This window comes from Nocardia sp. NPDC102475 (assembly GCF_055584605.1).
This window is the reverse complement of the sequence record NZ_JBVJLS010000010.1, coordinates 247,766-260,965: the sequence shown is the minus strand read 5'-3', so window position 1 is coordinate 260,965 and position 13,200 is coordinate 247,766. Positions and strand designations below refer to the sequence as shown.

8 protein-coding genes are annotated in these 13,200 nt (G+C 67.6%); 5 read left to right on the top strand and 3 right to left on the bottom strand.

Features of this window, described 5'->3' with window-relative positions; all coding sequences use genetic code 11:
* Positions 1-79: 79 nt before the first annotated feature.
* A complete protein-coding gene (locus tag ACZ60G_RS20280) occupies positions 80-1,345 on the top strand; it encodes an ROK family protein (RefSeq protein ID WP_465811570.1) in 1,266 nt (421 codons plus the stop codon).
* Positions 1,346-1,688: 343 nt separating this feature from the next.
* On the opposite strand, the gene ACZ60G_RS20275 is transcribed toward ACZ60G_RS20280, so the two are convergent.
* The gene (locus tag ACZ60G_RS20275; RefSeq protein ID WP_465811569.1) at positions 1,689-3,299 is read right to left on the bottom strand and encodes a DUF2207 family protein; all 1,611 of its coding nucleotides are present in this window, start codon (positions 3,297-3,299) and stop codon (positions 1,689-1,691) included.
* 152 nt (positions 3,300-3,451) lie between these two features.
* On the opposite strand from ACZ60G_RS20275, the gene ACZ60G_RS20270 reads away from it, so the two are divergent.
* Both ACZ60G_RS20270 and ACZ60G_RS20265 read left to right on the top strand, forming a co-directional pair.
* A complete protein-coding gene (locus ACZ60G_RS20270; RefSeq protein ID WP_465811568.1) occupies positions 3,452-4,615 on the top strand; it encodes a neutral zinc metallopeptidase in 1,164 nt (387 codons plus the stop codon).
* A gap of 4 nt (positions 4,616-4,619) precedes the next feature.
* On the top strand, positions 4,620-5,864 hold the full coding sequence (locus tag ACZ60G_RS20265) for a neutral zinc metallopeptidase (RefSeq protein WP_465811567.1): 1,245 nt from the start codon (positions 4,620-4,622) through the stop codon (positions 5,862-5,864).
* 75 nt (positions 5,865-5,939) lie between these two features.
* Here the strand turns inward: ACZ60G_RS20265 and ACZ60G_RS20260 are convergent, their stop codons facing one another.
* Both ACZ60G_RS20260 and ACZ60G_RS20255 read right to left on the bottom strand, forming a co-directional pair.
* Complete coding sequence (locus ACZ60G_RS20260) at positions 5,940-7,235, bottom strand: ammonium transporter (protein ID WP_465811566.1); 1,296 nt, start codon at positions 7,233-7,235, stop codon at positions 5,940-5,942.
* A gap of 82 nt (positions 7,236-7,317) precedes the next feature.
* Entirely contained in the window at positions 7,318-8,142 is an 825-nt protein-coding gene (locus ACZ60G_RS20255) for a hypothetical protein (protein ID WP_465811565.1), read from the bottom strand.
* A 467-nt stretch (positions 8,143-8,609) separates the two neighbouring features.
* On the opposite strand from ACZ60G_RS20255, the gene ACZ60G_RS20250 reads away from it, so the two are divergent.
* Both ACZ60G_RS20250 and ACZ60G_RS20245 read left to right on the top strand, forming a co-directional pair.
* Entirely contained in the window at positions 8,610-11,702 is a 3,093-nt protein-coding gene (locus ACZ60G_RS20250; RefSeq protein ID WP_465811564.1) for a DNA polymerase III subunit gamma and tau, read from the top strand.
* A 254-nt stretch (positions 11,703-11,956) separates the two neighbouring features.
* Complete coding sequence (locus ACZ60G_RS20245; protein WP_465811563.1) at positions 11,957-13,171, top strand: acetyl-CoA C-acetyltransferase; 1,215 nt, start codon at positions 11,957-11,959, stop codon at positions 13,169-13,171.
* Positions 13,172-13,200 lie beyond the last annotated feature (29 nt).

Genomic DNA, 13,200 nt, shown 5'->3' with positions numbered 1-13,200 from the left:
TCTTTCGGCTCGTGCGCTGCCCCGCCGCCGCACATGTAGGCACGTCCCGTGCTACGGGACTTCAGCAAGGAACCTTCATATGTCCCTCACCCTTGATCGATCCGGCTCCAGGGTCGTAACCGGTCGTGTCCGTGTCCAGCGCCCTCCCGTCGCGCCGGAACTCCGCATCGCCGACAATCCGGCCGCAGCCGTGCTGCGCGCCGCGACCAGCGGTCCGGTCTCCCGTGACAATGCCGCGCGCACAACGGGTTTGAGCATCGCGACGGTCAACCGCCAAGTCTCGGCGCTATTGGCCGCCGGACTGCTGCGCGAGCGCCCCGATCTGACCGCATCGGGTGCGGTCGGTCGTCCGCGGGTGCCGTTCGAAATCGACCACGAGGCCTATCTGACCCTCGGCATCCACATCGGCGCCGCGGTCACCAAGATCGTCGCGGCCGATCTGCGCGGACGCATCCTCGGCGGGCTGGCGATCGCGACGCCGCAGACCGGTCAGGACTTCGCGACCACGACCGTCGCGCGCAGCGCCAAGGCCTTCCTGCAGCGCTGGCATCGGCGCAAACCACTCTGGGCCGGTGTGGCGATCGGTGGACGGGTGGATTCCGCGACCGGTGTCGTCGATCACCCCAAGCTGGCTTGGCAAGGGGCGCAGGTCGGTTCGGTGCTCGGCGAGGTGCTCGAGCTGCCGGTCTCGGTTGCGCCGCACGTCGAGGCGATGGCCGCGTCGGAACTGCTGTTGCCGACCGGCGAGCCGCGTGGGACCACTGGTCCCGGCAGCAGCCTGTACTTCTACGTTCGCGAAACCGCCGGTATCGCAGTGACTTTGGACGGCCGGGTGCATACCCCCAGCAGCGGCCCCGGTTCGATCGCGCACTTCCCGACCGGCTCCGATGTCGAATGCACCTGCGGACGGCGCGGCTGCCTCGAGGTGACCGTCGGTGATCGGTCGCTGCATGCCAGAGCCGTTGGGCGCGGGATCATTCCGGCGCACAAGGGCACCGGCGGCACCACCATCGCCGACCTGTACCGCGCCGCCGAGGCGGGCGCGGCGGATGCGCAGGAGTTGCTCGCCGAGCGCGCCACCATCCTCGGACACACCGTCGCGATGGTGCGCGACATGCTCAACCCGGACCGGGTGATCCTCGGCGGCCAGGCCTTCACCGGCTACCGCCCCGCGGTCGCCCACGTCGCCCGCGCGTTCACCCAGTCCTCCCAACTCCCACCGACCGACATCCGCATCAGCGGATTCGGCGGCAAGGTGCAGGAATTCGCCGCAGTGGTCACCTCACTCAGCGCCATCTACGCCGACCCGCTCGCCGCCATCCGCCGCACCACCCTGAACGACTAGTCACCGACCACGCTCGAGCGGCCACTGGGATGATTCCGATGGCCGGTCGATCGCGTTGTGCCACCGTACATATCGCTGTTGCACTCTGCCCTGCCCAACTGCGCCTGCCGCGACGAGCATGACCCCGGTCCGGCGATCTTTATATCGGAAACTGGGCACCGCGGTGCCGGCCCGCGCGGTCGACCGGACGGCGCTTCGTGCTCCGAATCAACGATCTGGATCGCGTCCGGCCGGGAGGCGAACCGTGCCGAACTGGCGGAGCTCGCCGGGATCGGCCCGGACTGGGACGGAGGCATCGTGCGGCGGCCGACCGGGCGGCTCGGCGTGGGCCCATGGCACCGCCTCAGGCGAAGAGTCCTTCGAGGGCGGTGATGAAGTAGGGGAAGTGGCCTGCGAAGCGTTGCAGGTTGCGGTCGCGTTCGAAGGTGCCGAACCAGTAGAGGCCGGGTTGGGAGTCGGCGGCGGGGTTCAGGTCGCGGAAGGCGCGGATCCAGTTGTCGGCGCGGCCGCCGATCACCGTGAACGGCAGCGCACGGGAGAAGACCAATTCCTGGTCGGCGGGCGGGATCTGGTCGCGGGTGGTCGCGTCGATGCCGCGCTGCAGTGCGCGGATCTGGCCGACGAGTTCGCGGCCCTGGGCCGTGCGCACCGGTAGGAATCGCGGCAGCAGTACCGTCGCGACGCCGGCGAGCAGGATCGCGATGCCGACCAGTGCGCTGCCCGAGGTGAGCGCCAAGGCGACGGTCGCGGCGATACCGGCGACGATCAGTGCCCCACCCAACAGGATCGGCAATCCGATGCGGGCCCGATCGATGAACGCGCCGCGTTCGACCGCATCGGCGAGCATTGCGCTGCGCACCGTTTGGGACTGCAGGCGTCCAGGCGCACGCAACTCGCCGACGGTCACCGAATCGGTGCCGTCCGGCAGCAGTGCGCGGTAAACCGCCTTCTCGTAATCGCGCAGCTGGTCATCGGGTGCGTTCACCCGGTCGATGCGCCAATCGCTATCGCTGACGGGCGTGATCCAGATGTACCGGCGCACGGCGAGGTCGATCACCGTCGCGGCGATATCGCTCGGATCGGCATGTTCGTCGAGCAAGACGCCAGCCTCGCCGGGCAGGATGCCGGCCGGAGAGGTGAATTGGACCTGCGTACCGTCGCGCAGCAGCGGATCGATCGTCTCCGAACCGGCTGTGGCGGCGGCGTTTTTCCGCCTGGTCTCGAGCACATAGCCCGCCATCGCGGCCAGTGCGAGCAGCAGGACACCGAATGCGACGAGCACCGGAGTCGTGAAGGAGAAGGCGCCGGCCTCGCTGTTGTCGCGAATATCGGCGTTGGCGGGCACCGTGCCGGGCGGCAGCTGCAGGGTCAGGTCGATATTGTCGCCCTTGCGCAGGTCGGTCTGGCGCCAGTAGAGCACTCCGTCCGCCTCGATCTGCAGATCGGAGCACTGCCGCAGATTGCCGGGCGGGCCCAATTTGCAGTCCACCACGCCCATTTCGTAGCTCGGGCTGATCAGGGATGCGTCGATCGATGCGACATCGGCATTGATGGTGCCGAGCCAGCGGAAGACCTGGGTGCCGGGTGCGTCGCTGACCGTGTTGTGAATCGCGTAGGTGAACGTCGATTCGCCCGGCTTGGCATCGATGGTGAACAGATCGTTCGCGACCGTCGCGGTGCCGGGGCCTTTGGTATCGACATCGGTGACTTTGAAGACCCGTTCGACATCGTTGCCGACCTTGAGGCGCAGCGGCAGAGTCATTTTGAAGCCGCTGTCGGCGGGGACGGTCACCTTCTCGGTGACCTCGAGCACGCCCTCGCGACTCAGTTTCAGGTCCGCGACAATATCGACGCCATCGGTTGCGGGCTCCGTGTGGGCAACCGGTGCCGCGGCCAGCATTCCCGCAGCGGCGAGAAGCAGCGCGCTCGCGGCGCCCCCCCGAAAAGTCAGCATGGCTGCCTACTCTAGACAAGTTGCTAAGCTGCGTCAGCAGCCCGGCGCGAGCGACGGGCCCGCAGGCGGTAGCGCAGCGTGACCACGAAGGGCCCCGGGAGCGCCGCGAATTCAATACCGCAGGCGATCATGAGACGAGGGGGACGGGGGACATGACCCAACCACCGTACGGCTACGGGCCGGTTCCGCCTGGTGGACAACCGGTTCCGCCGCGTCCCGGTTCGCCATACGGGCAGCCCGGATATCGTCCCGCGCCGGGGCAGCAGGGGTATGGTCAGCCCGGATATGGCCAGCAGCCGGGTTATCCACCCGGTTACGGCCAACCCGGTTACGGTCCGCCGCCGGGTTATGGCCAGCAGCCCGGTTATCCGGCGCCCGGATACGGACAGCGCGCGCCCATGGCGCCGCCGACGCCCTATGGCCCACCCGGACGTCCACCGCAGAAGCGCAAGAGCGGCGGCGGATGGATCGCGCTGCTGTTGATCATCGTCTTCGTGGTCGCGGGTGGCCTGGTGCGTGGCGCGTTTTCGCACGGCAGGCTCAGCAGCACCGCGTCGGGCCCCGGTCCGAGCATGACCTATACGCCTGATTCGAACGGCGGCGTATCGGAGACCGGAACCAACCCCCTGCTGACCGATCCGAACACCACGTTGATCCCGGCGAAGTGCTCGTACGCACCGTGGAGCACGCAGGTGGACACCGCGCGCAAGTTCTTCGAGACCGCCGCGAGCTGCCTGGAGTCGGCGTGGAAACCCGTACTGGCACAGAAGAATCTGCCGTTCCAGTCGCCGACACTGAATGTCAGCGCGAGCACGGACGGGATCACCACGCCGTGCACCGGCTCCACGAGTAATTTCGCCGCGTTCTACTGCCCGGCGAACAAGACGATCTACATGCCGCTCAGTCAGCTGCAGACCGATCTGTTCAAGGACAACTGGATCGTCTACCTGTCGGTCTTCGCCCACGAATACGGTCACCACGTGCAGGCGATGGCCGGAATCCTGCGCAAGGCCAACAGCGATCGCGTCGACGCGGGCGTGCGCAGTGAGAAGGGTTTGGAGCTCTCGCGCCGAATCGAGTTGCAGGCCAACTGCTTCGACGGCATGTATCTCGGCTCCTCGGCCAATGGCGGTTCGCTGAGCACGGCGCAGATCACCCTCGCCCGCCGCGACGCCCACGGCCGCGGTGACCAGCGTGGCGATATGCGCGATCACGGGACCGCGGACAACGGTGGCACGTGGTTCGAGATCGGAGTGGACAAAGACCGTGCGGCACAGTGCAATACGTTCACCGTGTCGGCCAGTTCGGTGTCGTGAGTAGATGACGCAGCCGCCCTACGGCTATGGTTCGCCGCCCGGCTACCAGCCGCCGCCCGGATACCAACCGGCACCCGGCTACCAGCCGCCGCCCGGATACCAACCGGCACCCGGATACCAACCGGCACCCGGATACCAGCAACCGCCGGGATATGGCCTGCCACAGGGTTATCCGCCCGGTCCTTCTCCGCCCTACGCGGCGCCGTACGGTCCGCCGATGCCGTATCAGCGGCCGGGTTATCCGCCGCGTCCGTACCCGCCGCGACGCCGGAGTTCGGGTGCTTGGCTCAGTGCACTGCTCGGTGTACTGACGGCCATCATCTTGGTCGTCGGACTGTTTGTCGCCTCGGCGATTTCGGCCGACAACGAGAAGAAGCGCAACCGCCCGTCGGCCTACACTCCGCCGACGCCGAGCTACACCTACACTCCGCCGACTTCGTCGACCTCCTCGCCGAGCCCGACATCGAGCGCCGCGGCGGCGACCACCAGTCGCGCCGCCGCGCCGACGACGACGAAACCCGCTGGGCCGCAACCGGTTGCGAAGCTCGGAGATAATCCGCTGTTCAGCGACGCCGACACCGGGCTGATCAATGTCGAGTGCGGTTATCCGTCCTGGGCCGCGACGGCTGCCGCAGCCCAACGGTTCTTCGAGGCCGCCGCGGCTTGTCTGGACAAGAAGTGGCGGCAGGCCCTGCAGGGGTCGAATCTGCCGTTCTCCAGCCCGAATGTTCGGGCGCCCGCCCGAGCGGAGGACGAGCCGTCGCCGTGTACCTCATCCGGTGGTAGCTATGCGGCGTTCTACTGTTCGGCCAACCATACGATCTACATGCCGCTCGATCACATCCAGCTCGAGAAGTACGGCAATGATGTGGTGATCTACCTGGCGGTTTTCGCTCACGAGTACGGCCACCACGTGCAGGCGATCTCCGGGATGACACAGCAGATGAATACCGAACGCGGCGCGGCGGGCACTCGCAGCGCTCGCGGGCTGGAGTTGTCACGCCGCTTGGAGTTGCAAGCGCAGTGCTTCTCCGGAATGTACGTCGGCACATCGGTCTACGATGGCGCCTTTACCGATGCGCAAGGGGCGCGCGCCACGCAGGACACGTATGGGCGCGGCGACAAGCAGGGTGACGCGCGCGATCACGGCACCGGGCAGAACGCTGGGGACTGGTTCGCACAGGGCTACAAGACCGACCGGACACCCCAGTGCAACACCTGGCTGGCATCCTCGGACGACGTCGCGTAACCGAGTCGTCGGCCGCAACGGACACGTCGCAACTTCGGGCTCAGCCAAGGTGTCGTGATCTGTTGGTGTTTCGTGTCAGTGATCGCCGCCGTGCGAATGACCGAAGTGCCCCTCGCCGAGCCGCCGTGGCGCATGTCCGTGCACGCCTTCGGCATACGCGGTCTCCGCATGCAGTGCGAAGTCGATGCCCGCGGTCTCGTCTTCCTTGCTGACCCGGAAACCGAGGAACCGGTCGATGGCCTTGCCGAGCACGAAGGAGACAGCGAACGCATACGCCGCGACCACCAGCACGCCGACCAGTTGCTTGCCGAACTGCGCGAGGCCGCCGCCGTAGAACAGGCCCTCGACACCACCGGTCATCACCTGGTTGGCCAACAGTCCGATCAGCAGCGTGCCGACGATGCCGCCGACGAAGTGAACGCCGACCACATCGAGCGAATCGTCGTAGCCCGCCTTGAATTTCCAGCCGACCGCGAACGAACACACCACACCCGCTGCCAAACCTACGATGAGCGATCCGAGCGTGTTCACCGAACCACACGAAGGTGTGATCGCGACCAGACCGGCCACCACACCCGAGGCCGCACCGAAGGTGGTCGGCCGACCGTCGCGGATCTGCTCGACCGCGAGCCAGCCGAGCATGCCCAGACAGCCCGCGACCAGAGTGTTCAGGAATACCGCTGCCGCAATACCGTTCGCCGATAGTGCCGACCCGGCATTGAAACCGAACCAGCCGAACCACAGTAGACCCGCCCCGAGCAGTACGAACGGCAGGTTGTGCGGACGCATCGCATCGGTCTTGAAGCCGATGCGCGGGCCGAGCACGAGGGCCAGTGCCAGCGCCGAGGCGCCAGAGGCGATCTCCACGACCATGCCGCCCGAGTAGTCGAGCGCGCCGAAGGAGGCCAGCCAGCCGTCCGGCCCCCACACCCAGTGCGCGATCGGCACATAGACCACCAGCGCCCACAGCGGCACGAACACCATCCAGCCCGCGAATTTGGCGCGGTCCGCGATCGCGCCGCTGACCAGTGCCGCGGTCAGGATGGCGAAGGTCAGCTGGAAGGTGGCGAACAGCAGCTCCGGAACGGTGCCGTGAACGGAATTCGGATCGATGCCCGCCATCCCGAAGTGGCCGAGATCACCGATCAGACCGCCGCCCGCGTCGTCGCCGAAGGCCAGGCTGTAACCGGCCAGTAGCCACACCACGGTCACCAGCGGGATCGCGATGAAGTTCATCATCAGCATGTTGAGTACGCCGGTCGAGCGCACCATCCCGCCGTAGAAAATCGCCAGCGCGGGCGTCATCAGCAGCACCAGGGCCGTGCTGACGAGCAGCCAGGCGGTGGCCGCGGGATCGATGGTTGGGGACACGGGGTAACTCCTTCCACGCGTACATGCGTTGCGAAGAAGTTACCGAATGCTCACATCGTCGCTGGGTGTCGGCCCAGACAGTTCAGCGCCGCGCCTTCTTGGCCAAGGCGCGCAGACCGCGTCGCCCGGGCACCGGAAGGTCCTCGCTCTCGGCCATCCATTCGGCGGTGGTGAGCCACCGGCGCTGGATGCGCGCGTCGGCGGTGTCGTGGAAGAGCCGGCGGCCGCGATCGTCGCGCAGGTCGTGGGCGAGGGTGGACCAGCGCGGCGCGCGGTCATTTTCGGCCAGATAGTCGCGCAGGTAGGTCGCGACGATCGTGCCGATCGTATTGACCGGTCGCAGCGAGACCCGATTGCCGTACTTGGCGGAGTAGAAACGTCTTGCGGCGCAAAGCGATCCGGCATTGGCATTGGAGGCGATCCAGCCGGCACGCTGGGCGCGCTCGATCAACCAGAGGTGTTTCACCGCGGTCGGGGCGATATCGCCGATCCGGTCCCGGATCAGTGTCATCACCGGTTCGGACTGCAGTACGTCACGTCGGGTGGGGCCGGCACCGTGCGCGAGCCAATGGTCCTCGGCCAGCCGGGCGAGCACCCGGCCGAAGTCATCGATGCTGCGCTGGGCTCGGCGGCCGAGGCGTTCGATGCGTTCGGCCTCCCGGCGCATCTCGTTCTGCGCCGTGAGGGTGCGGATCGCCGCCATGGTCGGCACCTGGCCGCGTTCCAGTAGTTCGAGGATGGCGGCGGCGGTCGACGGATCGGCGGCTGCGGCCACCGGTAGCGAATCGCGCTTGATCGCGAAGTCCTGGGGGCTGATCGCCCGGCTGAGCAGGTCGACGGCGGCATGGTCGTCGGCGAAATCGGTGCTCGAAAGCCAGGCGGCGGCGATGTCGTCACACGACGGCACGGTGGAAATATCCTCCGGTGGAAGTGGTGTGAGTTCGGCGAAGTGCGCCGGAAATTGTGGATTTCAGGTTGTGCCCCGGTCGGGATGAGGGACCGGCCGGGGCCACCAACCTGATGAAGGTTTGGCTACCGAAGTTGCCGCTAACCACGGTAGCCAGGCGATTGCGTATATGTCATGCTCGTTGATTGATTCGTTATCTCCGCAAATAGAGCTCGAACCGGGGCGTGAGTTCAACTAATCGCCGCGAAGTGCACTGGACGGGCGCCAAAATTCGCTGTTCGTCCGTTCTCGATCTTCGATTGCTCCGACTTTGCCACCTTCGGCGCTGATCAGTGGGGGCTAACAAAGATCCGTGCATCCTGTGATCTACATCACATTACTGTCGCGAAACGCCCGGCGTCACGCCGCGCCCGGCCTGTCGGTCGAGGGGAATGTGCTTTGTCGGTGGGCGCCGGTAACCTCGGGCCGTGGCTCTGTACCGGAAGTACCGACCGGCAACGTTCGCTGAAGTGGTGGGTCAGGAGCACGTCACCGACCCGCTGAGTACCGCACTCGACACCGGTCGCATCAGTCATGCCTATCTGTTCTCCGGTCCCCGGGGCTGTGGCAAGACCTCCTCGGCGCGCATCCTCGCGCGCTCGTTGAACTGTGTGCAGGGCCCGACCTCGACACCATGCGGCGTCTGCCCGTCCTGTGTGGCGCTCGGCCCGGGCGGTCCGGGGAATCTCGATGTGATCGAACTGGACGCCGCGAGTCACGGCGGTGTCGACGACACGCGCGAACTGCGCGATCGGGCCTTCTACGCGCCCGCGGAGTCGCGGTATCGGGTGTTCATCGTCGACGAGGCGCATATGGTCACCACGGCCGGGTTCAATGCGCTGCTCAAGATCGTCGAGGAGCCGCCCGCCCATCTGATCTTCATCTTCGCCACCACCGAGCCGGACAAGGTGCTGCCCACCATCCGGTCCCGCACGCACCACTACCCGTTCCGGTTGCTGCCGCCCGCCACCATGCGTGGACTGCTCGGCAAGATCTGCGAGCAGGAGCAGGTATCGGTCGAGGAGGCGGTGTACCCGTTGGTGATTCGCGCTGGCGGTGGGTCGCCGCGCGACAGCTTGAGTGTGCTGGACCAGTTGCTCGCGGGCGCCGGCCCCGAGGGCGTCACCTATTCGCGGGCGGTTTCGCTGCTCGGCGTCACCGATGTCGCGCTGATCGACGATGCGATCGACGCGCTCGCCGCCGGTGACGGCGCTGCCCTCTTCGGCACTATCGATCGCGTCATGGAGGCGGGTCACGATCCGCGCCGCTTCGCCGTCGATCTGCTGGAACGGCTGCGCGACCTGATCCTGCTGCAGGCTGTCCCCGATGCCGCCGACCGCGGCCTTGTCTCCGGCCCCGGCGATGTCCTGGACCGCATGCGCGAACAGGCCGAACGCACCGGCCCGGCCACCCTGGCCCGGCACGCCGGACTCCTGCACGAGGGCCTCGGCGAAATGCGCGGCGCCACCGCCCCGCGCCTGCTGCTCGAAATCGTCTGCGCCCGCATGCTCCTCCCATCGGTCTCCGACGCCGAATCCGCAACCCTGCAACGCCTGGAGCGCCTCGAACGCGGCATAGCCACCGGAGCAATGGCACCGCCCACCGTCGCGGCCCCATCCGCTCCGGCGCAGCCCGACGCCCCAGCCCCAGCTCAATCGACACCGTCGCGTTCGTCCAACGAACCCCGCCGCCGGGGCGCAGAGCTCCTCGCCGCCGCCCGCCGCGAAAAGGACGCCACCCGTGCAGGCGCGAGCCCCGCGAGCGCTCCAGTGCAGGCTGGTGCTCCAGTGCAGGCTGGTGGCCTTGGGCAGAGCCTGCCTGCAGAGCGGGCAGCGGCTGTTGAACAGCACTCGACCGCCGGGCATGGTGCTGATCCAGAGGGGCCGGCCGGTGGGCCGGATCCTGCGGTCGGACCGAGCGCTGCGGCAACACAGACCTCATTGGCGGAAGAGGCTTCGACCGCGCGCGGGCATTCTGTCGAGCAGGGTGCAGCCGCAGGTCAAGCCGATGCCGGAGCCGGATTCGCTTTCGTGCCGGATGATTCGACGGCCGAGCGTGGCGAGACGCAGACGGATGCCGATCGCACGGCTGTCGATCCGGGTTCGAGCACTGAACAGGTCGTTGCGGCAGAGCCGGCCGGAGTCGATGCCTCCGACGAGACGAGCGGCGCGCCCGTTGATGCGGCGTCTGTGGGACAAGCGCGCTCTGATGCTTCGTCGGGTGCTGGGGCTGCCCCGACCGATGCCGCACCTAGTCAGGCTTTCGCCTCTTCAGGCGTCGAATCTGCGGATCGGGCCGCCGCATCCGGTCGCGGTGCGGCCGACTCGGCGGGCGACGCGGGTTCGCAGGCTGCCGCCGGATTGCTGGAATCCGAAGGGACGCAGGCGGTCTCCGAGACAACGGCGCCGCGAGAGCGCGACTACGCCGGGGTCGGCGAGGGGCAAGCGCCGTCTAATTCGGAAGTTGCGCAGTCGATTTCGGCTCGGCAGTCCGACCAGGCTGCGGCAGAGGCGGCGTCCAGGGCCGGCGCGGCGCAATCGAGCGAGCAGACCAGTGGCGCGGGCACGAGTGCCGCGGCGCACCACGACGCTGCGGTGCAACGGTCGGAGCGAGGTGTCGCGGATCGGACCGCAGCTGGTGCGGCGCAACTGAGTGAGTCGACGACCGGGGCGGGCCCGGGTGGTGCGGCGCCGCAGGGCGGCGCGCGAGCTGCTGCGCGGCAGGGGCGCGCGCAAGGTGCCGTGCAGGAGAGCGGTGCGCAGGGGCTCGCGGACCAAGCCGGTGCGGAGGCCGGTGGGCAGGGGGATGGGGATTTGTTGCGGGTGGTGGAGGGGGCCTGGGCGGAGATTCGGGCGAAGGTTCGGGAGTTCGGGCCTACGGTGCAGGCGTTGCTCTCGGGGGCGTCGGTGGCGCGGATCGAGGGGGAGGTGATCGTATTCGCGCATCAGCATGCGCCGTTGGCGCAGCGGTTGTCGGATCCGCGGAACGTGGAGGCGGTGCGGTCGGCGGTGCGGGCCGTGCTGGGCAGCGATCATCCGGTGCGCTGGGAAGCGGGTGGGGCCGCGCCTCGGCCCGCGGCTGCCGCGCCGAAGGCGAGTCGGGGGCGTGGTCAGGCCGGGCAGCAGGCCGCTGGTGCGCCGGGACGTGAATCCGGCAACCCGGCCGGACGCGCTTCGGATGCACCTGCGCCGCCGCGGTTCTCCCGGCCGAGTCAGGCCAGGGCGGCGGCCTCCGATCCGGCGGGGGGACCTGGTCAGCGGCCCGCACCGAGTGGTGACGCACGGTCGTTCCGCGGCGACGACGATATTCCGCCGCCCGACTTCCCGGATCTACCGGATGACCCGGGCCCGATGGATTACGCGCCGGTCGATGGCGTCCCGCCGCCCTCCACTCCGGAGGAGGAACAGGAGATGCTGGCCGAATCGCAGACCCCGGTGGCGCCAGGGGATCGGCGCGACCCGGATGAGGTGGCCTTGGAGTTGCTCAAAAGTGAGCTGGGTGCCACACGGCTGGATGGTTGACAACCCTCGTTCACAAGACGTTAAGTTAACCGGAGTTCGCACACCACGGTAGTATGAACGGGTGGCCGCGAGCCGCGGTGTGGCGAAGTTCTATGGTATGCGGAGGCATGCGGGTATCAAGAACTCGTCATCGCCGCTGCTTGTCGACTTTTGTACAGCGTCAGGACGGTCGGTCTCCGGACCGATCGGCGAGGTCACTCGCATGGACGGACGAATGTTCGGCCGCCGCACCCTTAAGGAAGGAACACTCCGATATGACCACAGAGGCCTACATTTACGAGGCCATCCGCACCCCGCGCGGACGCGGCAAGAAGAACGGTTCGCTGCACTCGGTCAAGCCGATCGACCTGACTGTTGGTCTGATCCAGGAGCTGCGCGGCCGTTTCCCGAACCTCGACGAGGACCGGATCTCCGACCTGATCCTGGGCGTCGTCGCGCCGGTGGGTGACCAGGGCGCCGATATCGCCCGCACCGCCGTGACCGTGGCCGGGCTGCCCGACACCGTCGGCGGCTTCCAGCTCAACCGCTTCTGCGCCTCCGGCCTCGAGGCCGTCAACCTGGCCGCACAGAAGGTCCGCTCGGGCTTCGACGACCTGGTTCTGGCCGGTGGCGTCGAGTCCATGTCCCGCGTGCCGATGGGCTCCGACGGTGGCGCCTGGGCGCTGGACCCGGCCACCAACTACGACACCTACTTCGTGCCGCAGGGTGTCTCCGCCGACCTGATCGCCACCATCGAGGGCTTCTCCCGCGATGACGTGGACGCCTACGCCGTGCGCTCGCAGGAGCTTGCCGCCAAGGCCACCACCGGCGGCTACTTCGCCAAGTCGATCGTTCCGGTCAAGGACCAGAACGGCCTCGTCGTCCTCGACAACGACGAGCACATGCGTCCGGGCACCACAGCCGAGGACCTGGCCAAGCTGAACCCGTCCTTCGCCGTGGTCGGTGAAATGGGCGGCTTCGACGCCGTGGCGCTGCAGAAGTTCCACTTCGTCGAGAAGATCAACCACGTCCACCACGGTGGCAACAGCTCGGGCATCGTCGACGGCGCCGCACTGGTGCTGATCGGTTCGGAAGAGGCGGGCAAGGCTTCCGGCCTGACTCCGCGTGCGCGCGTCGTCGCGACCGCCACCAGCGGCGCCGACTCCACCATCATGCTGACCGGTCCGACCCCGGCCGCCAAGAAGGTGCTGGCCAAGGCAGGTCTGACCCTCGACGACATCGACCTGGTCGAAATCAACGAGGCCTTCGCCTCGGTGGTGCTGAAGTTCCAGAAGGATCTGCAGATCCCGGACGAGAAGCTGAACGTCAACGGCGGCGCCATCGCGATGGGCCACCCGCTCGGCGCCACCGGCGCAATGATCACCGGCACCATGGTCGACGAGCTGGAGCGCCGCAACGGCCGCTACGCGCTGGTCACCCTCTGCATCGGTGGCGGCATGGGCGTCGCCACGATTATCGAGCGCGTCTAACCCCAACCGACAGCCGCCAATTAGACACA

Coding starts and splice junctions, on each gene's coding strand:
- ACZ60G_RS20280 (WP_465811570.1), top strand. CDS start 80: ATGTCCCTCACCCTTGATCGATCCGGCTCCAGGGTCGTAACCGGTCGT.
- ACZ60G_RS20275 (WP_465811569.1), bottom strand. CDS start 3,299: ATGCTGACTTTTCGGGGGGGCGCCGCGAGCGCGCTGCTTCTCGCCGCT.
- ACZ60G_RS20270 (WP_465811568.1), top strand. CDS start 3,452: ATGACCCAACCACCGTACGGCTACGGGCCGGTTCCGCCTGGTGGACAA.
- ACZ60G_RS20265 (WP_465811567.1), top strand. CDS start 4,620: ATGACGCAGCCGCCCTACGGCTATGGTTCGCCGCCCGGCTACCAGCCG.
- ACZ60G_RS20245 (WP_465811563.1), top strand. CDS start 11,957: ATGACCACAGAGGCCTACATTTACGAGGCCATCCGCACCCCGCGCGGA.